The organism is Streptomyces sp. NPDC036764, from assembly GCF_055609385.1.
Genome location: NZ_JBVJPT010000001.1, coordinates 2,567,031 through 2,589,180, shown reverse-complemented (window position 1 = coordinate 2,589,180; position 22,150 = coordinate 2,567,031). Strand labels below are relative to the sequence as shown.

21 protein-coding genes, 1 tRNA gene and 1 pseudogene are annotated in these 22,150 nt (G+C 68.3%); 13 read left to right on the top strand and 10 right to left on the bottom strand.

The features are described from left to right. Positions 1–4 precede the first annotated feature (4 nt). Genes ACZ69Q_RS10745 through ACZ69Q_RS10735 form a run of 3 tightly spaced genes read left to right on the top strand, consistent with a single transcriptional unit; the run spans position 5 to position 2,204 of the window. A complete protein-coding gene (locus tag ACZ69Q_RS10745; RefSeq protein WP_471039577.1) occupies positions 5–1,408 on the top strand; it encodes a nicotinate phosphoribosyltransferase in 1,404 nt (467 codons plus the stop codon). Positions 1,409–1,419: 11 nt separating this feature from the next. Continuing rightward, positions 1,420–1,707, top strand: coding sequence for a DUF1876 domain-containing protein (locus ACZ69Q_RS10740; RefSeq protein ID WP_471039574.1), 288 nt, complete (start codon positions 1,420–1,422; stop codon positions 1,705–1,707). 32 nt (positions 1,708–1,739) lie between these two features. Beyond that, a complete protein-coding gene (locus tag ACZ69Q_RS10735) occupies positions 1,740–2,204 on the top strand; it encodes an Hsp20/alpha crystallin family protein (RefSeq protein WP_471039571.1) in 465 nt (154 codons plus the stop codon). A gap of 141 nt (positions 2,205–2,345) precedes the next feature. Here ACZ69Q_RS10735 and ACZ69Q_RS10730 read toward each other — a convergent pair whose 3' ends face one another. Beyond that, positions 2,346–3,017, bottom strand: coding sequence for a CBS domain-containing protein (locus ACZ69Q_RS10730; RefSeq protein WP_471039569.1), 672 nt, complete (start codon positions 3,015–3,017; stop codon positions 2,346–2,348). 117 nt (positions 3,018–3,134) lie between these two features. Between ACZ69Q_RS10730 and ACZ69Q_RS10725 the strand changes: the two genes are divergently transcribed. The 3 genes from ACZ69Q_RS10725 to ACZ69Q_RS10715 all read left to right on the top strand — a co-directional run bounded on the left by ACZ69Q_RS10725 (position 3,135) and on the right by ACZ69Q_RS10715 (position 7,119). Then, positions 3,135–4,049, top strand: coding sequence for a DUF1918 domain-containing protein (locus ACZ69Q_RS10725; protein ID WP_471039566.1), 915 nt, complete (start codon positions 3,135–3,137; stop codon positions 4,047–4,049). A 391-nt stretch (positions 4,050–4,440) separates the two neighbouring features. Continuing rightward, entirely contained in the window at positions 4,441–5,316 is an 876-nt protein-coding gene (locus ACZ69Q_RS10720) for a universal stress protein (protein WP_471039564.1), read from the top strand. A 924-nt stretch (positions 5,317–6,240) separates the two neighbouring features. Beyond that, positions 6,241–7,119 carry a potassium channel family protein gene (locus ACZ69Q_RS10715; RefSeq protein WP_471039561.1) on the top strand — a complete coding sequence of 293 codons (879 nt, stop codon included), beginning with the start codon at positions 6,241–6,243 and terminating at the stop codon, positions 7,117–7,119. A gap of 332 nt (positions 7,120–7,451) precedes the next feature. Here ACZ69Q_RS10715 and ACZ69Q_RS10710 read toward each other — a convergent pair whose 3' ends face one another. Then, a complete protein-coding gene (locus tag ACZ69Q_RS10710; RefSeq protein WP_471039559.1) occupies positions 7,452–7,748 on the bottom strand; it encodes a hypothetical protein in 297 nt (98 codons plus the stop codon). A 208-nt stretch (positions 7,749–7,956) separates the two neighbouring features. After that, on the bottom strand, positions 7,957–9,096 hold the full coding sequence (locus ACZ69Q_RS10705) for a PucR family transcriptional regulator (protein ID WP_471039558.1): 1,140 nt from the start codon (positions 9,094–9,096) through the stop codon (positions 7,957–7,959). A gap of 86 nt (positions 9,097–9,182) precedes the next feature. On the opposite strand from ACZ69Q_RS10705, the gene ACZ69Q_RS10700 reads away from it, so the two are divergent. From ACZ69Q_RS10700 to ACZ69Q_RS10685, 4 genes are all read left to right on the top strand, one after another. Then, positions 9,183–10,238, top strand: a complete 1,056-nt coding sequence (locus tag ACZ69Q_RS10700; protein ID WP_471039555.1) for a ferredoxin reductase — start codon at positions 9,183–9,185, stop codon at positions 10,236–10,238. 7 nt (positions 10,239–10,245) lie between these two features. Beyond that, entirely contained in the window at positions 10,246–11,364 is a 1,119-nt protein-coding gene (locus ACZ69Q_RS10695) for a fatty acid desaturase family protein (protein WP_471039554.1), read from the top strand. Positions 11,365–11,528: 164 nt separating this feature from the next. Continuing rightward, the gene (locus ACZ69Q_RS10690) at positions 11,529–12,188 is read left to right on the top strand and encodes an ATP-dependent DNA ligase (protein ID WP_471039551.1); all 660 of its coding nucleotides are present in this window, start codon (positions 11,529–11,531) and stop codon (positions 12,186–12,188) included. Positions 12,189–12,375: 187 nt separating this feature from the next. Further along, positions 12,376–12,735, top strand: coding sequence for a hypothetical protein (locus ACZ69Q_RS10685; RefSeq protein WP_471039548.1), 360 nt, complete (start codon positions 12,376–12,378; stop codon positions 12,733–12,735). A gap of 335 nt (positions 12,736–13,070) precedes the next feature. Here ACZ69Q_RS10685 and ACZ69Q_RS10680 read toward each other — a convergent pair. From ACZ69Q_RS10680 to ACZ69Q_RS10670, 3 genes are all read right to left on the bottom strand, one after another. Beyond that, positions 13,071–13,144, bottom strand: a tRNA-Met gene (locus ACZ69Q_RS10680). Positions 13,145–13,331: 187 nt separating this feature from the next. Further along, a complete protein-coding gene (locus tag ACZ69Q_RS10675) occupies positions 13,332–13,865 on the bottom strand; it encodes a GNAT family N-acetyltransferase (protein ID WP_471039545.1) in 534 nt (177 codons plus the stop codon). A 526-nt stretch (positions 13,866–14,391) separates the two neighbouring features. Then, positions 14,392–14,799: a hypothetical protein gene (locus tag ACZ69Q_RS10670; RefSeq protein WP_471039543.1), complete on the bottom strand. Its 408-nt coding sequence runs from the start codon at positions 14,797–14,799 to the stop codon at positions 14,392–14,394. Positions 14,800–14,814: 15 nt separating this feature from the next. Here ACZ69Q_RS10670 and ACZ69Q_RS10665 point away from each other — a divergent pair, with 15 nt between their 5' ends. Continuing rightward, positions 14,815–16,305 (top strand): pentapeptide repeat-containing protein, encoded by a 1,491-nt coding sequence (locus tag ACZ69Q_RS10665; RefSeq protein WP_471039540.1) that lies wholly within the window; start codon positions 14,815–14,817, stop codon positions 16,303–16,305. Positions 16,306–16,546: 241 nt separating this feature from the next. Next, on the top strand, positions 16,547–17,467 hold the full coding sequence (locus ACZ69Q_RS10660) for an NADP-dependent oxidoreductase (protein ID WP_471039538.1): 921 nt from the start codon (positions 16,547–16,549) through the stop codon (positions 17,465–17,467). Positions 17,468–17,905: 438 nt separating this feature from the next. Here the strand turns inward: ACZ69Q_RS10660 and ACZ69Q_RS10655 are convergent. The 4 genes and pseudogenes from ACZ69Q_RS10655 to ACZ69Q_RS10640 all read right to left on the bottom strand — a co-directional run bounded on the left by ACZ69Q_RS10655 (position 17,906) and on the right by ACZ69Q_RS10640 (position 19,926). Beyond that, a pseudogene (locus ACZ69Q_RS10655) lies at positions 17,906–18,638 on the bottom strand (prepilin peptidase). A gap of 240 nt (positions 18,639–18,878) precedes the next feature. Continuing rightward, on the bottom strand, positions 18,879–19,070 hold the full coding sequence (locus ACZ69Q_RS10650; protein ID WP_471039535.1) for a hypothetical protein: 192 nt from the start codon (positions 19,068–19,070) through the stop codon (positions 18,879–18,881). Between the two features lie 107 nt (positions 19,071–19,177). Continuing rightward, entirely contained in the window at positions 19,178–19,354 is a 177-nt protein-coding gene (locus ACZ69Q_RS10645; protein WP_471040194.1) for a transposase, read from the bottom strand. A 131-nt stretch (positions 19,355–19,485) separates the two neighbouring features. Then, entirely contained in the window at positions 19,486–19,926 is a 441-nt protein-coding gene (locus ACZ69Q_RS10640) for a hypothetical protein (RefSeq protein ID WP_471039532.1), read from the bottom strand. A 440-nt stretch (positions 19,927–20,366) separates the two neighbouring features. Between ACZ69Q_RS10640 and ACZ69Q_RS10635 the strand changes: the two genes are divergently transcribed. Next, the gene (locus tag ACZ69Q_RS10635; RefSeq protein ID WP_471039530.1) at positions 20,367–21,368 is read left to right on the top strand and encodes a hypothetical protein; all 1,002 of its coding nucleotides are present in this window, start codon (positions 20,367–20,369) and stop codon (positions 21,366–21,368) included. Positions 21,369–22,150: the final 782 nt, after the last annotated feature.

Genomic DNA, 22,150 nt, shown 5'->3' with positions numbered 1-22,150 from the left:
GGAGGTGACGCCCATGTCGGATGCGATGACCACCGATCTGTACGAAGTCACGATGGCCATGTCCTATCTGCGGGAGGGCATGACCGGCCCGGCGACCTTCAGCCTCTTCGTCCGCGACCTGCCTCCTGAGCGCGGCTTCCTCGTCGCGGCGGGGCTGGAGTCGGCCCTGGACTACCTGTCCGGCCTGCATGTCGGCCCCGAGGACGCCGCCGCCTTCGCTTCCGCCCTGCACCGACCACCCGGGGATCTTCAGGCCCTGCTCGGCCTGGAGTTCACGGGCGACGTGCGGGCCGTGCCGGAAGGGCGGATCGTGCTGGCGGGAGAGCCGCTGCTTGAGGTGACCGCGCCGCTACCGGTGGCGCAGTTGGCCGAAACGTACGTGCTCAACCAACTCAGCCATCAGACGGCACTCGCCTCGAAGGCCGCACGCTGCGTACTGGCCGCGGCCGGCCATCCTCTGGTGGACTTCTCCCTGCGGCGGACCCACGGTCCGCAGGCCGGGTTCCAGGCCGCCCGCCTCGGAGCGATGGTCGGCTTCGCGGGGACCAGCAACGTGGCGGCGGCCACCGCCTTCGGCATACCTGCCGTCGGTACGATGGCGCATTCCTTCGTGGAGGCATTCACCACCGAGGAAGAGGCGTTCCGCGCCTTCGCACGGTCCCATCCCGGGCCGGTGACCTTGCTGGTGGACACTTACGACACCGAGGAGGGCGTCCGCGTCGCGTCTCGTGTCCTGCGGGACCTGGAGCGCGGACCGGGTTCGGCCGTACGCCTGGACAGCGGCGACCTAGGGGCCCTGGCGGTGCGAGCACGGGCCATCCTCGACGGCGCGAGCCTGCCGGACGTACGGATCACCGCCAGCGGCGGTCTCGACGAGTACGCCGTGGACAGCCTGGTCCGCTCCGGAGCGCCGATCGACACGTACGCCGTCGGCACGCGCGTCGGAGTCTCGGCCGACGCACCGTTCCTGGACTCCGCCTACAAAATGGTGGAGTACGACGGCCGCCCGGTGATGAAGCTCTCCTCCGCGAAGGTCACGGCACCTGGCCCCAAACAAGTGTTCCGCCGCCCGGGCTACGCCGACGTGATCGGTCTGGCCGACGAGCAGCCGCCCGCCGACGGCAGGCCTCTGCTGGAGACGGTGATGCGCGGCGGGCAGCGCACCGGTGAAAGGCCCACGCTCGACGGGTGCCGGGCGAGGTTCGCCGCGGACCTGGGCGGACTGCCGTCGACGGCCCGTCGGATCCGAGGGTCACAGGCGCCTGGTGCGACGGTGTCCGAGCGATTGAGCGCGCTCACGGTCCGAGTCCGACGGCGCATCGAGGAGGAGCGAGACGTCGGCCAACTCATACAGCGCCCGGCCTCGGAACGAGCCGAATCCGGACCACAGCGGTCCGTACCGACGTGAGGAGGAAAGTGATGCCGCATACGGCGGAATGGAAGGTTCGTCTCCACCTCTTCGAGGATGACGAGGGGACGACGAAGGCACGCGTGGTGCTGGACACCGGCATCACGACACTCACCGGCCACGGGGCCGCGCACTGCAATCCGGCGGACATGAACGTGCCCGAGATAGGCGACGAGCTGGCGGCGAGCAGGGCCATGAACGATCTCTCCCAGCAGCTACTCAGCGTCGCCGAGCGCGACATCGAAGACGTGGGCGCGTCCCGGCCCAGCGCCCCTCAAGTCACTGGATGGTCCACGTGAGCCCCGGAACCGGAAGGCAAGGAGGATCAGCCATGACTCATCCCGTACGACGCAGCAGGGGCGCCCATCCCATGTGGGACCCCTTCCGTGAGATCGAGGATCTCCGCACCCGCATGGACCGACTCATGCATGCGACCTTCCCCATCGCCGGCTTCCCCGAGTTCGGCACCGCCGAGGCCTGGGCGCCGCTGGCCGACGTCGAGGACACCGAGGACGCCTACCTCGTGGAACTGGAGCTTCCCGGTGTGGACAAGGACCAGATCACCGTGGAGGTCGTCGAAGGCGAACTGGACGTCCACGGTGAGATCAAGGAAAGGGAACGCGCCGGGGTCGTTCGCAGGCACACCCGCCACATCGGGCAGTTCGACTTCCACACCAGCCTGCCCTCGAACTCGGACACCGAGCACGTCAGCGCGGATCTGACCAACGGAGTGCTCACGGTGCGCGTTCCCAAGACCGAGAGGGGGAAGTCGCAGCGCGTCGAGATCACCGGCTGAGCCGGGCCAGGGCCGCCACCTGGTCCGTACCCGGTTCGGCAGGCCGGCGCCCATTTCCGTGACGGGCCGACGGTTCCGTCGCCGTCGGCCCACGCGCGACTGAGGTCCCACGTGCCGCTCAGCGGCCCAGGTGGGTTGCCCTCAAACGGCCGGCGAACGCCGGGAGTCGTCCGTCCGGTACCCGATGTGCTCGGCGACCGACACCACCCCGTCGACGCTCCGGCACAACCGCTCGATGACGGGGATCAGGCTTCTGAACTCGACGGAGCCGCGAAGGCTGACCTGGCCCTCGTGCACATCGACCGTCACCTCCATGGGGGCAAGCCCCATCGTCCGGCGCAGCACGTCCTCGGCTATCTCGTCGCGGATGGCGTCGTCACGGCGCAGGAAGATCCGCAGCAGGTCGCCGCGGCTGACGATGCCCAGGAGCCGGTCCGCCTCGTCCACCACGGGCAGCCGCTTGACGTGATGGGTCTCCATCAGACGGGCGGCCTCGACCACATTCCAGTCCGGACGTGCGCAGACCGCCGGCACAGACATCAGTTCCTCGGCTCGGGCCCCCTCGGCCTTGGCCCGTTCCCAAGCCTCCAGGTGCGCGACCGGGGCCCTGCCCGACGGGTCGGACTGGCCGGCGCTCTTGCGCAGCAGGTCGGCCTCGGACACCACGCCGACGGGATGGTCCCGATCGTCCACCACCGGTACGGCGGTGACATCGTTCTCCGTCAACAGCCTGACGATCTCTTTGAACGGCATGTCACGCCGCGCCCGCACGACATCCCGGGTCATGAGCTCCGCGACCGTTCGGTGGTGCATGTTGCCTCCCGGATACGGGCCGCCCGCCTCACGGATACGGGGCTTTCGGCCCCATGCGGCGGTGTGTCGTACGTGGCACGTTGGATACAGCACCATTCTGCGGAGAGGGCGGCGATCATGCGAGCTCACCTCGGCGACCAACTCGTCATCGAAAGCCCGACGACCGGCGCCAGCAGGCGCGACGGCGAGATCGTCGGACTGCACCACGAGGACGGAACACCTCCCTACGACGTTCGGTGGTCGGACACGGACGAAGTGACGCTCGTCTTCCCCGGCCCCGACGCGCACATCCACCATGCCGAGCACGGACAGCCCGGCACGACCCACGAATCTTCCCGGCCGTACACGGGGGAAGCGGCGGCCCCGGCCGCCCGGCCGACTGGGACACCTGACCCCGGCGACTTCGGCCGACGCGTGGCCGCCGAACGTCGGAGGCAGAAGCTCAGCCGTGGGGAAACCGCCCGCCGCGCACGGATGTCGCCCGACTATCTGGCGTATCTGGAAGAACAGCCCGCCAACCCGACCCTGGCCACTCTCATCAGGCTGGCCGACGCGCTCGGCACCACCGTCTCCGCCCTGCGCGGAGAAGGGATCGATCTCCCTCCCGGTCAAGGCCACGCGCTGCTGCACCCTGAGCTGCGCGACATCGGCCCGGAAGAATGCCGCACACTCCTCTCCACTCACGGCGTGGGGCGTATCGCGGTGTCGGAGTCCGACGGACGTCCGGCGGTCGTCCCGGTCAACTACGAGGTCGTCGACGACTCGATCATGTTCCGGACCGCGCCCGACTCGGTTCCCGCCGCCGTCGGAACGGACGTCGCCTTCGAGGTCGACCACATCGACGAGGCTCTGAGCCAGGGCTGGAGCGTGCTCGCGGTCGGCCCGGCGAGTGTGGTGACGGAGCCCGATGCCGTGCGCAGGCTCACCCAGAGCGCCCACACCGCGCCATGGGCGGGGCGTCAACGAGAGATGTGGGTGTCGATCCGGCCCACGAGTCTCACAGGCCGGCGCATCACTCCCGCCGATCAGTGACCTGCCAGGGGCAGTGACCTCGTCCCGGCTTGCCGCCAGCTCGCGAGAGGAGACTCCGGTAAGCCGACAAGTGAGCCAGCACACCCCGTCCGATGAACGGGTGGCGGCCGAGGCCCACGAGGCTGCAACCCCCCTTCAGTGCACAACGCACAGCCCTGGCACTTCCACTATTTCCCGGGCGCGCGCGTTCGAGCGAGTGCGGGGGAACAGCCTCGAGCCCTTGGCGCGGCGCACCGTCCTCCTCCTCGATGTCCTCATGGCCGGCGTACCGGAATTCGGCCGAAGGCAATCCGTACCGTGAGCCGTCCGTATGTCGCGGAGGTCCGCGGCCGGTGCGACGGTAGTCACAGGGGGCCCTTCAGCAAGCCGGATGGACAAGGCGGTGGCGACGATGGAACTCCCACTGGTCGTGGGCGTCGACGGATCGGACTCCAGTCTGGTGGCAGTCGACTGGGCGGTGGACGAAGCTGCACGTCACAGGCTGCCGCTCCGCCTGCTCTATGCCTCCCTCTGGGAGCGTTATGAGGGCAGCCGGCCGTCCCTCGGCACCGATCGTCCTGCTGAGGAGGTCATGGTGCAGCACATCATCGCCTCCTGCACGGAACGTGCCCGGCTTCGCAACCCCGAGGTCAAGGCGTCGGGCGAGATACTGCCCGACGATGCCGTGTCGGTGCTGCTGAGGGCAGGGCACGAGGCGTTCGCCCTGGTCACGGGATTCCGCGGGCGCGGCGAGATCGCCGGACGGCTACTGGGGTCGGTCAGCCTCGCGGTGGCTGCCCGCGCGGTGTGCCCGGTCATCGTGGTCCGCGGCTCGGAGGGGAACCTTCGAGGTTCCTTCGGCCGGGTCGTGGTGGGCGTCGGCGACTCGACCGACGGCGAGGGCGCCGTTCGGTTCGCCGCCCGCGAGGCCAGTGCACGCGGCTGCGACCTGACGGCCGTTCGGGCCTGGCGGAGCCCGGCTCACGAGCCAGTGGACCACCTGCTGATCGCCGATGACGCCTCAGGGGCGTATGAGGAGCAGGCTTCCAGCCGGCTCACCGACGCCCTCCGCGAGACCGGACGGGAGCACCCGGAAGTCGAGGTACACCGCCGACTGATCGAAGGCCCCGCTCACCGTGTTCTGCTGGACGCCTCGGCCGATGCCGATCTGATCGTCGTCGGCGCACTGCGCCGGCACGGTCACTTCGGTCTGCAACTCGGTAGGGCTGCCCACTCCTTGTTGCACCACTCCGAGTGTCCGGTCGCCATCGTCCCGCAGCGGGTCTGAAACTTTGCCGCGTGGGCCAGGGCTCCTACGACTTCCGGCGGAGAGGGAACGTGGGGGATCTTCCGGATGCGCATTCCCTCCCGGATCCCGGCATGCGCTGGCCGTGCGCCCAGCCGCGCTCACCCGCTCGTTCCCCCACCGGGATGACGAGCGGGGCATGCTCGGCGTCGAGCAGAGCCACCTGGTGCACACGGAGGATTTGCATTTGGCTGCACTGCAGAGGTGTTCACTGCCCTGAACCGGTCGATCCGACGGCTGGACCAGATTCCGACGGCCGAGGGAGACGCGGTAAACCACCACAGGGCGCCCAAGCAGGCCGAGGCCTCCATGCCCGGCTACCTCCGCTCCCCCGGCGAGCTTTGGGCTGTGTTCGGGTCGTCTCCGGTACGACCAGGACGACGTCTGGTGCAGGGCCGTCGACTACTACCCGCACCGCACCACACCCGGCCAAGGCTCTACACAGAGTCGGCTCACCCATGGCCTGGTCCTCACCGGAACCAGAGGAGCCGAGACACGGCTGTATGTCCAGGAGGTCCCGGAGGGCGACATCGCCGCCGGCCAGAGCAGCACGACCGGCGGGGCGCGAGGACGCCCTGTCACTGAACCTGACGCCTCTGCCGGTGCTCTGCGAACACGAATTTCTGCCGCGCCGTCGCGGTCAGTATGGCGTCGGCATCCGGCGATGGAGCGAACATCTGCACATCGGCTTACCCGACTCCGAGGAGGCAACGATCTGCGTGCCGCTTGCGGACCGACCGTCACCATCCCGCCCGGGTTGACCGGCACGGTGGGGCTGCCTGCAAGTTGATTGATCCCCGCGGATGGGCGTGCCGGGCACCACGTCTGCCGCGTGATCCGTCAGGTTTGGGCCTGGGCTCCGAAACCGGGGACCGCGCCAACGTGACAGCAATGTGGGAGGCGTGCGTGAAGTGGTTGGTCTCACTGGTCGGTGCCGGGCTCGTCATGGTCAGCCTGCGGGACTTGTTCCACACGCTCTGGCACCCCACCCGCCACGGCGGTCTGAGCCGCCTCGTCATGACGGCCATGTGGCAACTGGCCCGACGCCTTCGTACGCGCAGGCGAGTGGTCGGGCTCGTCGGCCCGCTCGCCATGGTGACGGTGGTGGGCATGTGGGCGGGAACCGTCATCATCGGCTGGGCCATCGTCTACTGGCCCCACATGCCCGGGGCGTTCACCTTCTCACCGGGTTCGAAGGCGGCACAGGAGTCGGCGCTGCTCGACTCCGTGTACCTGTCTCTCGTCACGGTGGCCACCCTGGGCCTGGGAGACATCGCACCCGGTGAGGGCTGGCTCCGCCTGATCTCACCGCTCGAAGCCCTCGTCGGCTTCGCCCTGCTGACGGCCACGGTCTCTTGGGTGCTGGAGATCTACCCGGCGCTGACCCGCAGGAGGGTCCTCGCCATCCGGCTGGCGCTGCTGCGCGACGCGGACCCGAGGCCCGAACAGCTCGACTCCACGGCAGGGGCCCTGCTACTGGACAGTCTGGTCACAGAAGTCGTACGCGTCCGCATCGACTTCACGCAGTATGCCGAGGCCTACTACTTCCACGACGGGGAGGACCAGTCGTCACTGGCGGCCACGGTCGGTTACGCCGCCGGCCTCGCCGAGCACGGACAGACAGCGCGACGTCCGGAGGTGCGCCTGGCCGGTGACCTGCTCGCCGGCGCGCTCAAAGACCTCGCCGCCACCCTCGACCAGCGTTTCCTCCACACGGGAGGAGCACCGGCGGAAGTGTTCGCTGCGTACGCCACAGACCATGGCCGCAGCAGTGCGCAGTCCTGAGTGGAATGCCCTCTGAGATGGCAGGATCCGAACGGCTACTGCACTCCACGAGCCCGCTGAAACGGGTCAGACGTTTCATCCACTCTCGGGGATGTGGAAGAGCGGAACGCCTGCCTGGGGCCATTCGTTCTCTGACCCCGGCGATAGGCCAAGCTCGGCCGTGTCCACTCTTCAAGGTGACGTGCGCACCCGTCCCGGACGCCGTACCCGGACGGCGTCCTCAATGGGCAGGTCGAGCAAGTCGACGGGATCGAGCGCGAAGTTGCCGCGCGGGTCATGCTGCTGGAGTTGCGGTGCGTCAGTGTCGCCCGGTGATCAGAACCAACGGACAGTCATCGTTGGGGTGTTCGGAGAACGCGCAGGAAGCCGATCGCCTGCGCGCGGCCCGTCGGCGGACAGTAGTCGATCTCGATGCCATCCTCCTCAAAGCCCCGCTCGAGTGACTCCCGGCCGATGCTGACCGGCAGCGTGACGACCGCGGCACGGTCAAGCGTCGCACGGTCGGCGGCCAACTCGAACAGGAAGGGCAGGCTGGCTGCCGTGGACGGATACACACTGCCCAGGTGGTGGACCGCACCGTAGAAACGGTCGAAGGCCGTGTCGCGCTCCGCGGCGTCCGGTGAGCCCATACGCCGCCAGCAGCGCCGGCATCTCCTCGGCCGAGCCGTACGCACGCTCCATCGACGCCCAGTCGATGTCATGAGGTCCGTCGAACATGATCAGAACCCTGCCAGGAGGCACTGACAAAGGTCGCGTCCTCGGACGGGACCATTGGGCACCGCCGACGAGGGCAGACGGTTGTCGGGTGAGGCGAGGGCCCAAGTCGTTCGACTGAGATCAGCCGACCCGAAGACCGAGCGCCAGCGTCAGTTCAAGGACCCGGTGTGGCGATGCGAGATCCGGAAACAGCTCCCGCATCTGCGACATCCGGTACCGGACTGTCTGGGGATGGACGAACAACGCCGCCGCCACCTCGTCCCGCCTGCCCTGGTGCAGCAGCCACTCCCGCAGCGTCTCCTCCAGCCGCCGTGCGGTCGCGACAGGCAAGGTCCGCAACGGTGCGAGGGCTCGGGCACGCAGGTCTGCGAACGCGTCCACGTCGGCGCTCAGTACCAGCTCGGGCAGGTGGTCCTCGGTGTCGCGAATATCAGCGGAGAGTGAGCGCGCGCGTACGGCTCGTGCGTACGAGGCGGACGCACGAGTCCATGGCCGGGCCGGGCCGACCACGGCGGTGCGGTCGGTCATCTGCCGCAAGAGATGTGATCGGTCGGCATCGGGGACGAGCAGCACACCGGTGGCGTCCGGAAGATCGTCGAGGACGAGGGTGCTCGGGTCGAGCGTGCGGTAGGCAGGCCGGGCCTGGGCGGCGGGCAGCAGGACCGCGGTCAGCGAGCCCGGAGGCTGCCAGCCGGCCCTTTGAGCAGAGACCAGCAGCACGTCCGGGCTCGCACTGGCGAGGAGGTCGCGAGCCAGGTGCTCCAGGTGGCGCTCGTGATCCCTGCCCCGGGCGGCCAGTTCGTCGGCGTGGCCCGCGGCGCTCGCGGCGGAGAGCTCGTCGATGTAGGCGAAGGTCAGCTCGGCGAACTTGGCGACCTCGGCGGCGGGCAGACCTGCGGGTACGGCCCCTGCTGCCAGACATCGCCAGGCCACGCGGGCACCGACGCGGTAGGCGCTGAGCAGGGCGTCCATCGAACGGCCGTCGCGGACCTCGCCGCGGCCCAGCTCGTAGGCCGCGTCACCGCCGTCGCTGCTCGTGGCGTTCCCGCTCGCGAGGTCCAGGTAGTGCCCCAGGGCGGTGCGGACGGCTCGGCGGATGGTGGCGCCCATGTGGCCCGAGAGGGCGTTGGCATAGGGAGGGACCTCGTCGATGATCGCCTGGACGACCTCGTCGGCGGTGGCCTTCAGCGCAGCCCGAAGTACTGTGACCGTCGTCTCATCCAGGGCCAGTTCACTGGCCCTCCGGATTACATGGCTCATGTTTTATTCCCTGCGAACAATTCAGCAGGCCAGATTTACGTCCTGCGGTCAGGACTTTACGCCCTGAGGCGCAGCAAGCTGGAGCCATGACGAGTACAGCCCTCCGCAGCAGGGCGTGGAAACTACTGGAGATGGTCACGACGCCGCTGCTGCCGTCTGACTACCTCGACCTGGTCAGCCCGCTGCGTGCGGGTGCTGACCTGCGGGGGCGCATCGAGGCAGTGCACCCCGAGACGGGGGACGCCGCGACCATCGTGATCAGACCGGGACGAGGCTGGCGTGGCCACACAGCGGGTCAGTACGTGCGGATCGGAGTCGACGTCGACGGGGTGCGCCTTTGGCGTGCCTACTCGCTCACCTCGCCGACAAACCGCCAGGACGGCCGCGTCACGATCACCGTGAAGGCGATCCCCGACGGCAAGGTCAGCAACCATCTGGTCCGCAAGGCGAAACCGGGCACGCTGATCCAGCTCGACCAGGCGACCGGTGACTTCGTGCTGCCGCAGGCCAAGCCCGCCAAGGTGCTCTACCTGACGGCCGGCAGCGGCATCACGCCCGTGATGGGCATGCTGCGCGACACCGAGTTCGACGACGTCGTCATGGTCCACTGCGCGCCTCAGCCGCACGACGTGATCTTCCGCAACGAACTGCACGACCTGGTCGCGGACAAGAAGCTGCGGCTCACCGAGGTGCACACCGACACAGACGGCATGCTCGACATCGCCCGTCTCGACGAACTCGTGCCCGACTGGGCCGAGCGCGAGACCTGGGCCTGCGGGCCCGCGGGCCTGCTCGACGCCGCCGAAGAGCACTGGACCGAGCACGGCGTCCAAGAGCGCCTGCACACCGAACGCTTCCGCCCCAGCATCGTCGTCGCCGGCGACGGCGGCGAGGTCACGTTCAGCGCCACCGGAAAGACCGTCGACGCGGACGGCGCAACGCCGTTGCTGGACGTCGGCGAAGAGGCCGGCGTGCTCATGCCCTCCGGGTGCCGCATGGGCATCTGCTTCGGCTGCATCACGCCGCTCAAGGCGGGCGCCGTCCGCGACCTGCGCACCGGCGATATCACCGAGGCCGAACCGGGCGTCCTCATCCAGACCTGTGTGTCCGCCGCGGCGGGCCCCTGCGACATCGAACGGTAGGAGCACCTTGACCGCCATCGACCCCACCGCCCACCTGACCGCGGAGCAGATCGAGGAGCTCGGCCGCGAGCTGGACGCGATCCGCGACGAGGTGATCGCCAGCCGCGGTGAGAAAGACGCCGCCTACATCCGCAAGGTCATCTCGGCGCAGCGCAAGCTCGAGCTGGTCAGCAGGGGCGTGCTGCTGTTCTCGTTCTTCCCGCCCGCGTGGCTGATCGGCACCGCCGGTCTGTCCGTGGCGAAGATCATGGACAACATGGAGATCGGTCACAACGTCCTGCACGGCCAGTGGGACTGGATGCGAGACCCGAAAATCCACTCCACCACCTGGGAGTGGGATCACGTCTCGCCGTCCGACCAGTGGAAGCACTCGCACAACGAGCTGCACCACACGTACACCAACGTGATCGGCAAGGACAACGACCTCGGCTACGGCATCATGCGCGTCGACGAGGACCAGAAGTGGCACCCGTTCCACCTCGGCCAGCCGCTGTGGAACTTCATCAACGCCTGCTTCTTCGAGTACGGCATCGCAGCGTACGACCTGGAGCTCGGCAAGAACCTGCACAAGCGCCGCCGCAAGAACCCGGAGTTCCGCGCGCGGGCCAAGGCCGTGGGCCGCAAGATCCGCAAGCAGGTGCTCAAGGACTACGTGATCCACCCGCTGCTGTCGGGCCCGTCGTTCCTCACCACGCTCGCCGCCACGTTCACCGCGAACCTGGTCCGCAACCTCTGGTCCCACTCGGTGATCATGTGCGGGCACTTCCCCGAGGGCGTACAGGTCTTCGAGCGCCGGTCGATCAAGGGCGAGACGCGCGGCCAGTGGTACCTGCGCCAGATGATGGGCTCGGCGAACATCAGCGGCAGCAAGGCCATGCACTTCATGACCGGCAACCTGTCGCACCAGATCGAGCACCACCTGTTCCCGGACCTGCCGAGCAACCGGTACGCCGAGGTCGCTGTGAAGGTGCGCGCGCTGTTCGAGAAGTACGAGCTGGAGTACGTCACCGGGTCGCTGCCCAAGCAGGTGTTCTCCGCGTGGCACAAGGTCTTCCGGCTCTCGCTGCCGAACAAGAAGCCCAAGGTCAAGACGCCGGACCGCGAGCAGGAGCTCGTCGCAGCCTGATTCCCGGTATTGGATCAGATCCCTCGGCCGTACCAGCGGCACCTCCGGGTTCGGTGAGGTCCGTTGCGGACGGTGGGCGGGCGCGACATCAGACCGTACGACACGGGATCCGGGCAGCCCGGTGTCCGGCTGCGGTGCCTGGACACACCCTGGTCTCCGTCGACGTGGGCCTGGTCGTGCTGCACTCGCGGCGGGGCACGAGCCTGGCGGCTTCGTTCCCGGAGATCGAATCCGGGCGCGTGCCGCTGCCGGACGCGACGGCACTGGACGGCGAGCTGATCGTCTGGGTACAAGGGCGGCCGGCGTTCGAGCGGCTCCAGGACCGGCTGCACCGACGCGGAGCTGGTGCGGACCGGGCCACCGACACCTGGCCTGCGCATTACGTCGCGTTCAATCTGCCGCGCCTTTCCGGCACAGACACCACGAGCAGGCCGTACCACCGTCGCCGCGCCGCCCTCGAGTCAATGTTCACCACCCGCCGACTCACGACACCCTGGACGCTGTGTCCGCCGACCATCGATCCTGAGAAAGTCACAGAGTGGCTGACCTGGGCTCGGTTGGCATGGAAGGCGTACAAGCCGCGCCAGACGACCGAGGCGATCATCGGCGCGATCACCGGGTCCCTGGCCCCGCCCCGTACCTTGCTGCTCGGCAGATACGACACAGATGGGCAGTCTGCAGTACGCCGGGCGCAGCACCACCCTCACGAAGGCCTCCACCCAGACGATGACGCCGCTGTTGTCCACAGCCCGGGCCGACCATCCGTGGAGAGGCTGGTCCTTCTCCGCAGGATGGGGAACGAAGGATCCGTGAAGGTCACCTGAGTGTGCGGCTGACCATCGACACTCACACCGACACCTTGCCAGGCCCTCCCTATCGCTGCTGCACGGAAAGGCAACCTGCAACCTTGTAGGTGGGCTGCCGCCCACCTCCTTCCTACCCTGCTGCCACACAGGAACAAGCAGATAAAGGGCTTATGGAGGGCATGTGAGAAAGCGGGCTACATTTTCGGTGATCGCTGCGGCTGCCGCCTTCACGATATTGGGTGCTCCGGCGGCGCAGGCCCACGAGATGACGTACTCGTGGAGCCCCGGTTGCGGCACTCTCGGGACGCAGCAGTGCGGCTACTCGAAGGTGTCCAGCAACCACCGGACCGTGACCTCGTGCGACACGTACGCGGATGGGGTCGGTCTCTGGACGGAATACCGGCGCAGTGATGGCAAGTCCGGCTATGTGAAGGACACCAATGGGTCTGCGTCGGGCTGCGGGTCCGGGACGGCGCCGTCCGGTACGACCGTGACCAGTTTCCGGCCCTGCCGGAACTTCGACACCTACATCGTCTGCCTGGAGGCCTGGAAGACCGTGACCTGAGCCCATCGCGCTCCCGGCTGCGCAGGACACGAAACCCGCGGATGGGGACGCGTGACGCCGTCGGCACGGCGTCGCTGAACAGCGTGACTCCATACGCCGGACCCCGGGGACGCCTTTCCCCCCGGGGCCCTTGGCGTGACCGGGCGGTAAGACCCCGCCGCGGATGATCACCCACAAGCACCTCGGAGCCCACGGGTGGCCGTGAGTGCCTTCGAGCGAGGGTGCCCGGAGATTGACGTGTTCCAACCCTCTGGAACCCCAGTAGCCTGAGGATCGGATTCGAGCGGGCACAGACGCAGTGAAGGCCCGGTGGATGCCGGGCCTTCACATGTGAGTAGCGGGGACAGGATTTGAACCTGCGACCTCTGGGTTATGAGCCCAGCGAGCTACCGAGCTGCTCCACCCCGCGTCGGTACGGTGAACTGTACGGCATTGATCCGGCTGGGCCGAATCGAATTTCGCCCGGAGGTGACGCAGCTCTCGGGCTCTGGCCAAAGTCCCGTAAAGGTGCAGGTCACGGCGGGAAGGCGAGAACCTACGCCAGAGTGCCTCGTTCCGTGGCGATTGCCTCCTGCTCATCCGACGGCTCAGCCGGTTCACGCCTCGAACTCGGTGAGATCGATGGTGTGAACGTGCAGCGGGTAGCCGTACACCGGATGTGCCATCACACTCTCCGCCACCAAGCCGAGCTTGCGGCTGATGTTCTCGGAGGCGTCGTCACCGACCCGGTTGATGCTGATGACGCGGTCAAGGCCGCGGTCCTGGAGCGCAAACTCCAGCGTGGCCTGGGCTGCTTCGGATGCGTAGCCCTGGCCCCAGAACTGTGAGCCGAGCCGCCAGCTGATCGCCACGGCAGGCAGCACCTCCGGCAGGAACTCGGGCACGGACAGCCCCGTGAAGCCTGCCAGTTCACCAGAGGCCAGCAGCTCGACGGCGAAAAGGCCGAAACCCTCCTCGTCCCATTCCTCCTCCCACCGCTCAATATCCTCGGCCGTGTGGTCCAGGTCGCGCACCGCGCCATCGTCGATCCAGCGCATGACCTGCGGGTCCGCATTGATATCCGCCATAGGCGCGAGGTCGTCGTCATGCCAACGGCGAAGGAGGAGGCGGGGGGTGCGGATCTCACTCATGGACCCCATCCTGCCGAAGGCAAGAGCCTCATCGGTAATCGGCGCCGTGCCGATGCCGCAGCTCTGCCGGCACGTGGCCATGGTCATCTGGCCCGCCGGCACGCCCGGCCCGCGTCGACGCGGGCGCGCAGCACCGTTATCTGACCGAGCTGATGCCTCGGCCGGCGCGAGTATGGCGACGGGCTTGGTCGTGGTGACCAGGGCCTCGGAAGTCAAGACGTCGTCGTCTCAGGCTGCCCCAGTTGCCGGCTTCTCCGGGATCTCGGTGCCGAAAGGCATGGTCCGGCCGCCCAAGGCCGCCTCGCCCTGCCGCAAGTACATCGGTCGCCGCCATGTGTCCGCGTAGGCAGCGCGTTCGGGCGGGTGGTGATGCTGACGGGCCGTGTCGTACGTCGCCATCCCTGGCCCACCGAACGGCCAGCGCCAGCGCTACACGGGCCTGGGACTTTCAGTCTCTCGGAGGCAGTGAGCAGCCCTTCGATGTGCGGATGCGGCAGCCCGTCTGACGCAGATCGACGCACCGAATTCAGGAGGATGTGGTCATCACTGATTCCCTTGCCTTGGCGAGGGCACGGTCGACGCGCTTGCGTACCTGGTCGGCGACCTTGCCCTGGAGTTCCTTGAGGGACCGGCCGGGGAAGACGAGCGTGCGCAAGACGAACAGGGCCACGCCGTACATGCCCCGGTACGCGGACATGACCTCGGGGACTATGGTGTCCGGTCGAGCCGGTTCCACGAAGACAGTCGTGCGCTCCCCCTCCAACTCCTTGAGGGCGTCGGCGCTCCGACGGTACGTGCGGCCGTTGACCGTCCACTCGTAATCGCGGACAAGGAGGCCGTCAACGCAACGCTCGTCGTAGAGGGCGCACCGGCGCCCGGTAGCTCTGGAAAAGCTCTGAACCACACGGTTTGGCCCACGGTCGTCGGCGGTCACCGCCAGGGTGGGGGGATGCGAGCCTTACGACAGTGGCCGCGGGGTACGGCATGGGCTGCGGCCGCCGGCGCGTTGGTGGTGGTCGGGGCGCTGGCGCTGGTGTTCACTCCCGTGGGCCGGTGGGTGGTGCAGTGGGCCTGGGGGCCGGACTGGACACGGATGGACAGTGCGGCCCGTGCTACGGCCCTCGGGCAGTTCCGGCTGGCCGCGGTCCAGAGTGCCGCCTTCCTCGGCGCGGGCACGGCGCTGGTCCTCACCGGATTCACCTACCGTCTCTCCCGCCGCGGCCAGGACACCGACCGCTTCACCAAGGCCCTCGAACGGCTCGGGTCGCCGGATCTGCATGTGCGCCTTGGCGGGGTCCTCGTGCTGGAACGGTTTGTGCAGGACTCCCCCGAGCATGCCACCCACGCCGCGCACGTCCTCGGCGCCTTCATCCGCGACCGCGCCCCGCGCGCCCGGCACTCCACAGCGCAGAGCGTCCAGGAAGCGCAAGGCGCCGCCGAACTGCGCGCCGCTCTCAGCTCCAGGGCACCCCGCTCGCTCGCCCACGCGCGGCTGCGCGAGGCGCCCGACGCCGACATACAAGCCGCCCTGACGGCACTGACCCGTCCGACATCCCGCCGCAGCAGCCTCCCTGACCACACGATCGATCTCAGCGAACTCGACCTCGCCCATGCCGCGTTGGACGGAGCGGACCTCGCCGGCGCCCGACTCGTCGATACGAATCTCACCGGCGCCCGCTTGAACGGAGCGAAATTGGCCGCTGCTTGGCTGCAAGGCGCCGACCTCTCGCACGCCCATCTGGAGGATGCGGAGCTCGCCTACGGCCAACTCGACCGTGCGGACCTCTCGTACGCCACACTCCGCCGAGCCGACCTCACCGGCGCCTGGCTGAACCAGGCGAACCTCAGCCATGCGCGGCTCGACGAGGCCGACCTCGCCCGGGCCCAAATGGATCGCACGGAACTCACCGGAGCCCAGCTCGACGCCGCGAACCTGACCGACGCCCAGTTCCACCGTGCGAACCTCAGCGAAGCACGTCTCATTGAGGCAGACCTCACCCGCGCCTGCCTCGACGCGGATCTGACCGGCGCCATCCTGTACGACGCCGTCTTCACCGACACCTGGCTGGATGGCGCGGACCTGCGGGAGGCCGGACTCCTCACGGTCCAGCAGGTAACGGCAGCCTGCCCCACGCCGACCACGCGGCTGCCGTCCGAGATCGCCGACCATCCCAAGGTCGCCGACCGCATCGCCACCGTCGCGAAGTGGGGATTCCGATGGAACGTCACCGCTGTCTCCGTCACCTTCACCCGGCGGACCTCCCGCGGCAAACGCGATGCGGAAGGCCACGAAGTGCCTGCATTCCAGCGCAACGCCATCGAGGCGGGGCCCGGCATACGCGGTCCCGGGGAACGGGACGACCCGCTGAAGGCGCGCGTGCCGCTCACACGGAGCTTCGGGTCAGACGCCCGCCGTGCGAGCCGACGCCTGCAGCTCTAAGTGGCCCACTGGAAGTGGGTGCAAGTGGCCCAGGCGTTTGGGCTGCTTCCCTCCTAGGGTCGGAAGCGTGATCACAACGGCACCTGTCAGCCGTGCTGCGTCCGCCGCTGTGTGCGGTAGCGGGACGGGACGGACACTGGGACTGGTCATGGCGGGCGGCCGGCTTCCTGTGGGCCGACGCATGCGCCCATCAGGCGCGGTGCCCGCTCCCTGAACGTCCCCCGACTCAGAGGAACCCCTCATGCAAGCCATCACCGTCCAGGACCGTGGCGCCGGTGTCAGCGGCCTGACCCTCACCGAGGCCCCCCACCCGCGCGCCGCCGAGAACGACGTGATCGTCAAGGTCCACGCCGCCGGATTCACCCCCGGCGAGCTGGACTGGCCCAGCACCTGGACCGACCGTGCCGGCCGCGACCGCACTCCGAGCGTGCCCGGCCACGAGCTGTCCGGCGTGATCACCGAGCTCGGCTACGGCACCACCGGCCTGACCATCGGCCAGCGCGTGTTCGGACTGACCGACTGGACCCGCAACGGCACGCTGGCCCAGTACACAGCGGTCGAGGCCCGCAACCTCGCCCCGCTCCCGGCCGACGTCGACCACGTCACGGCCGCCGCACTGCCCATCTCCGGACTCACCGCCTGGCAGGCCCTGTTCGACCACGCCCACCTGATCACCGGCCAGAGCGTACTCATCCACGGCGCCGCGGGCGGCGTCGGCTCCATCGCCGTACAACTGGCCCGCGAGGCCGGCGCCCGGGTGATCGCCACCGGGCGGGCCGCCGACCGCGACACCGCCCTCGGCCTGGGCGCGGACGCCTTCGTCGACCTCCAGGCCGAGAAACTGGAGGACATCGGAGAGGTCGACGTCGTGTTCGACGTGATCGGCGGCGAGATTCTCGAGCGCTCCACCGCACTGGTCCGTCCCGGCGGAACCCTGGTCACCATCGCCGAACCGGTCACCGTCCACCCCCACGACGGACGAGCGATCTTCTTCGTCGTCGAACCCGACCGGGCCCGCCTGGCCGACCTCGCCCAGCGCCTGCGGGACGGCCGCCTCAAGCCGATCATCGGCGCCGTCCGCACCCTCGCCGAAGCAGCCTCCGCGTTCACACCGGACAAGCGCACCCACGGCAAAACGATCATCCGCGTCACCGAAGACTGAGCGAGATTCGAGGACTGGGAGACCGAGACCACCGGGTCGTGTCACGAGCTGTCTCCGAGGAGAGGTTGCGCCATGGCGCGGGCCGCCCCGGAGAACGCGCCACCGATCGCAGCCAAGGCCCTCCTTGCGGGCGAAGTCCTTGCTGGGAGCGGGCTGCTGCTGCTCGGGTGCCGACGCCCGACTGGCTCTGTTCACGAGTTCCGGCACGGGTCCAAGTTCTGCGACCCGTGACTGCGGGTGATCGCTTAGATATCGAAGAGGGCTTCCCTTTGTGGAGCGACCGGAGGGTCAAGGACGTCGCGAAGGCGGATGATGTCGTGACGCCACTTCGCTGCTCACGCTCGGGTAGAGGACGCGCGAGCACTGGCCGTAGTCATCACGGAAGAGCGGTCAAAAACTGGTGACGGACGAACCCGTGCCCTAAAGAGGGCGTCCGGTTCAGGAGAAGGTGGATCCCAGCAGCACTCCGGTAAACGCTCCCGTGAGGAGGAACAGGCCGAACGGAATCCTGGTGTCCCGTCCGGCCCGGCCCACGACGAGAAGGCCGATGCTGTACAGCGCGCCGAGCAGGTACCCGGCAAGGGTCTCCGATCAAGACGAAGGGCCACCCGTACCAGCCCAGCACGGTACCCAGAACGAGCGCCAGTTTCACGTCACCGAACCCCAATCCCCGGCTGATGAGGAAGAGCGCGAGGTAGCCGGCACCGAGGATGAGTGAGCCGAGCATCGCGGACGTCCAACTGCCACCGGCGCCGGGAAGAAGCGCGGCCACGCCGAGCAGGCTGAGCGTGGCAGCGGCGGCCGGCAGGGTGAGCACGTCGGGCAGCCGGTACGCCGCAGCGTCGACGACGGCGAGCAGCACGCAGGCCGGGACGACCAGCAACCAGACCACCAGCTCGGGGCGGGCACCGATCGCGGCGGCCAGAACGGTGCAGACCACGGCCGTAACGGAGGCGACCCAGAGCGTGCTCGGTCCGTACGCTTCCCCGGTCAGACAACGGGCGCGGCCCAGCCACCCGGCGCCAGTGCCGGCGAGAGGGTGACCCGCCGGGCACTGCGACCGCCAGGGTTCCTCGACGGGCACGGAGAGACGGAAGGCAGGGCGGGGTATGAGCACGCCCGTTCCGTAGCCCCACAGGACTGCAGCCGTGATGATCAGGAACGTCTTCACCGTACGGAGCCTATGACCAGCTCCGCTGCACGTGGGCCTGGCCAACTCGACGCCATAACTACGACGTTCCAGTCCAGCCGCACCGAGGCAAAGCAGTAATCACGGTGTCGGCTGCCCTCTTGCGTCTGCTGGGCTGACCCGGCTGAGCCCCGCCACGGCGGCTTGTTCGGCTCACCGGGTCGCCGGCACGGTGGTCGTTCGGTGGGGTTCGTGGCGCGAGCTGGGGGTTGGGCGCCACGGCTACGGCGCTTGCCATCGCGGCGTCGGCCTACCGTCCGGGTCCAGACCGTGCGGCCACAGCTTTGTGAGCAATACCTGCGCATCGTTCCGAAACAGGGGATCGCCCGCCTCGCCGTAGTCGACGGCCTGCCGGGCCAGAGCTTCGGCGCTTTCCCGGTCTCCGGCCTTCTCCCGCATCTCCGCCAGACTCATCAGAGCCTCATGACGGCCCGTCGGTGTGGGAGGCATCCACGCAGGCCCGCGTCCAGTCCAAGGCATCGGCCGCGTGCAATTCGGCGGGCATGATGCGGTGCAGCTTCTCAAAGACGTCGGCCTCGTTGCCATCGGCCCAGCCGGCGCAAGCAGGTCTGTCCGGAGCCGAACCCCAGCTCCAGCGGCAGCAGTTGCCAGCTCACGTCGTTGTTGAGCACGTACACGATGCCCTGCAGGCGCAGCCGGTCATCCACCGACTTGGGACCGGGGCCTTCTGCGGCCAGGGCGGCAGCAACGGCTCAATCAACGCCCAGAGGCCATCGTCCACAATCCACGGTCGAACACTCACACTCTCCCAAACGGCCGAATCATCACACCGGCCACGCCCCTCCCGCTGCGGCATCGGCACGCGCATCTACGACGGCCGGGGCGATGCATCGGCAGCCGGAACGCCTTCCAAAGGAAGGCGATCGCGGAGGTACTCCGACTCCAACCAGTCCTCCCTCACGAAGACCGGCCGCGACATCCGCACGCCACCGACCTCCTGTGTGCGCAGAAGAACCCCCAGATCGGTCAGGGCGAGGGAGTCATCGGGTGTGTACAACAAGCAACTCGCGTGCTCGGCTGCGTAGTCAAGGAGGAACTGGTGCGCCTGCTCGGGATCACTGCCGGCCAATGCATAGTCCGCCAGCAAGACCTGCGGACCCGTGACCGCATCCAGGGCAATGCACGCCAACTCGCCCGCGTCGTAGAACACCTTCACCCCGTCGGCGAAGTCTTCCTGCTCGTAGGGACCGCCCACTCGTTTCTGCGGCTCAGAGACCTGGAGCGCGTCGGCGACCTCGGCCGGGCTCATCCGGAACCGCAGTGGCCCCAGCCCGGCTCCGGGTATCTCCCAGTGCTCCCGTCCCCCGCTTACGCTCACGTGATCCGCCCCTTCGAGTGACCAACCCCTGCGGCCGGCATCGCATGCGAGACCAGCGCCCAAAGTGCCACCTGAACTGCCCGAGCGCCACCTGAAGCGCTCGGAGACACCGCGCACCTCAGCAAGATCGTGTTACGAGTTCTTAGAGACGATGTGCAGATCTGCTGCTCGTTGCTCCACACCAGCAGAAAGATCACGGGTTTCGTCTGTGCGTAGCAGATCTACGCCCCGCAGATGCGGTTCCCACATACATGGAACAGGCCTGGTGGCCGCCGCCGTTTCGAAGGGGGGGGTTCTCTCCGCGGCCAGGGCCTGTCAGTGCCGCGTGCTTCGATGGCCTGCCCAGTGCTTGTGAGAGGAATGGAGGTCCCGTGACACGTACGACGCCGCCGCGGCCTTTGGATGTGACCGCGGTGTTCCCCGAGTTGGCCACGATGTCCAGGCACGTCACTCGGCTGCATCCGCGGTCGGGCTTGCCCACGGTTGAGGACAGCTCGGTGGGTGGCCCGCTGCTGTGGCCGCAGGGCGAGCCGTGGCCGACGTGCACACGGTCGCACGAGGTGTACGAGGTGGTGGAGCTTGAGGCGGTGCGCGCCTCGCATCACATTGCGATCGCCCGGTGGTCACGGCCGGACGATGAACCGCCCACGCCCGAGGAACAGTCGATCTTCGACCGAAGAACACCGAAGGAGACCGACAGCCCCTATACAGATCCGGTGCCGATGCTGCCCGTGGCTCAGCTCTATGCCCGGGATGTCCCCGGCCTGCCTGTCCCGGATGGCACCGACCTGCTGCAGATCCTGTGGTGCCCGTTCATGGACCACGACGACGACATCCCAGCCATCCACGTGCGCTGGCGCCGTGCCGACCAGGTCACCGCACTTCTTTCGCCACCACCGGAGCCGCCTGTCATCGAACTGGACGACTACTGGCCCGCACCCTGTGTCCTGCATCCGGAACAGGTCACCGAGTACCCGGCGCCCACCCAGATGCCTGCCGCGGTGAGCGCACGCGTGGAGGCGTGGCAGGAGGAGACCGGTCATCACTACACCGAGTTCGCGGTGGCCCCGGGCTGGAAGACCGGCGGCTGGGGTGTCGTCTCATCGGACGATGCCGATGCTGCCGACCCGCCACGATGCGGATGCGGCACGGTGACCGAGCCGCTGCTCACCGTTGGCCTCAGTGAATGGAACGAGGACAACGAAGGCGGTTGGCGCCCGATGGAGGACGCCGACGCCGATGACCGGAACGGTTACCCACCAGTGGGCGACCCGACCATGATCAATTTGGGGGGCGAAGAATTGCAGATCTACTACTGCCCAGAGTCCTATGAGCACCCGCCGGTGACCGTTCGGGTGTACCGAACGCTGTAGTTCGTTGCGGCAAGAGGAGTCCCCCTCGATGAGCAGGGCCTACTTCGTGTGCGGGCCGTGATCGTGGAAAGCGACGGTCAGGCAGCGGACGGCCTCGTTGTTGATCGAGGAGGTTGCGATGCCGTCGGTGGTGGGGTTGATCTTTCGATTTTCACTGAGTGCCGGGTGCCCCGCTCCGTACCGTCCCCGTCATGGCACAAGCTCTTGACGCCCCACCCGGGCCCACCCGACACTCTCCCGCGCGGCCTTCCTCTCTCCGCTGAGGAGCAGCGCGAGCTCGCACGAGAGCTGGCGACCGTCGCGGACACCGCCGGCGACTGGCTGTCCGCCGAGGAGCAGCGCGAGGTCCGGTTCTGGATCAGAAAAACGTCCCGGACACCGAGGCAGGACCGGCCGAACCCGGTGCGCCGGGAACTCGCGCCGGACGTCCTCCAGGCCGCGGCCGCGGCGGTGCGTGGGGCCCTGAAGAAGACCGCCCGGGAACAGCAGACCACCACCTGGGCCCGGCTGGAACAGCAACTCGGCTCCGCACTCCCCCTCATGACGCTCGTGGACCGGATCCAGGTCCTGACACTTGTCGAACCAGAGCACGCCAGCCGACCGGGCACTCCTGTCGTCCCTCGTCGCCTCGGCAGACCCGACCATGACGACGTCCTAACGCAAAGTCGCCGACGCCCTGGGCCTGGACGTACCCGCGGGAGACGACGACCTGCGCGACGTCCTCGAAGGCGACGTGCAGCGGGTCCACCACCACTGGCGCCACCACTAGGGCCCGTGCGGCA

Bases quoted from the DNA above. Each gene is read 5' to 3' on its own strand.
- ACZ69Q_RS10740 (WP_471039574.1), top strand. From the start codon at position 1,420: ATGCCGCATACGGCGGAATGGAAGGTTCGTCTCCACCTCTTCGAGGAT.
- ACZ69Q_RS10735 (WP_471039571.1), top strand. From the start codon at position 1,740: ATGACTCATCCCGTACGACGCAGCAGGGGCGCCCATCCCATGTGGGAC.
- ACZ69Q_RS10730 (WP_471039569.1), bottom strand. From the start codon at position 3,017: ATGCACCACCGAACGGTCGCGGAGCTCATGACCCGGGATGTCGTGCGG.
- ACZ69Q_RS10725 (WP_471039566.1), top strand. From the start codon at position 3,135: ATGCGAGCTCACCTCGGCGACCAACTCGTCATCGAAAGCCCGACGACC.
- ACZ69Q_RS10720 (WP_471039564.1), top strand. From the start codon at position 4,441: ATGGAACTCCCACTGGTCGTGGGCGTCGACGGATCGGACTCCAGTCTG.
- ACZ69Q_RS10710 (WP_471039559.1), bottom strand. From the start codon at position 7,748: ATGGGCTCACCGGACGCCGCGGAGCGCGACACGGCCTTCGACCGTTTC.
- ACZ69Q_RS10705 (WP_471039558.1), bottom strand. From the start codon at position 9,096: ATGAGCCATGTAATCCGGAGGGCCAGTGAACTGGCCCTGGATGAGACG.
- ACZ69Q_RS10700 (WP_471039555.1), top strand. From the start codon at position 9,183: ATGACGAGTACAGCCCTCCGCAGCAGGGCGTGGAAACTACTGGAGATG.
- ACZ69Q_RS10675 (WP_471039545.1), bottom strand. From the start codon at position 13,865: ATGAGTGAGATCCGCACCCCCCGCCTCCTCCTTCGCCGTTGGCATGAC.
- ACZ69Q_RS10665 (WP_471039540.1), top strand. From the start codon at position 14,815: ATGCGAGCCTTACGACAGTGGCCGCGGGGTACGGCATGGGCTGCGGCC.
- ACZ69Q_RS10660 (WP_471039538.1), top strand. From the start codon at position 16,547: ATGCAAGCCATCACCGTCCAGGACCGTGGCGCCGGTGTCAGCGGCCTG.
- ACZ69Q_RS10650 (WP_471039535.1), bottom strand. From the start codon at position 19,070: ATGAGTCTGGCGGAGATGCGGGAGAAGGCCGGAGACCGGGAAAGCGCC.
- ACZ69Q_RS10640 (WP_471039532.1), bottom strand. From the start codon at position 19,926: ATGAGCCCGGCCGAGGTCGCCGACGCGCTCCAGGTCTCTGAGCCGCAG.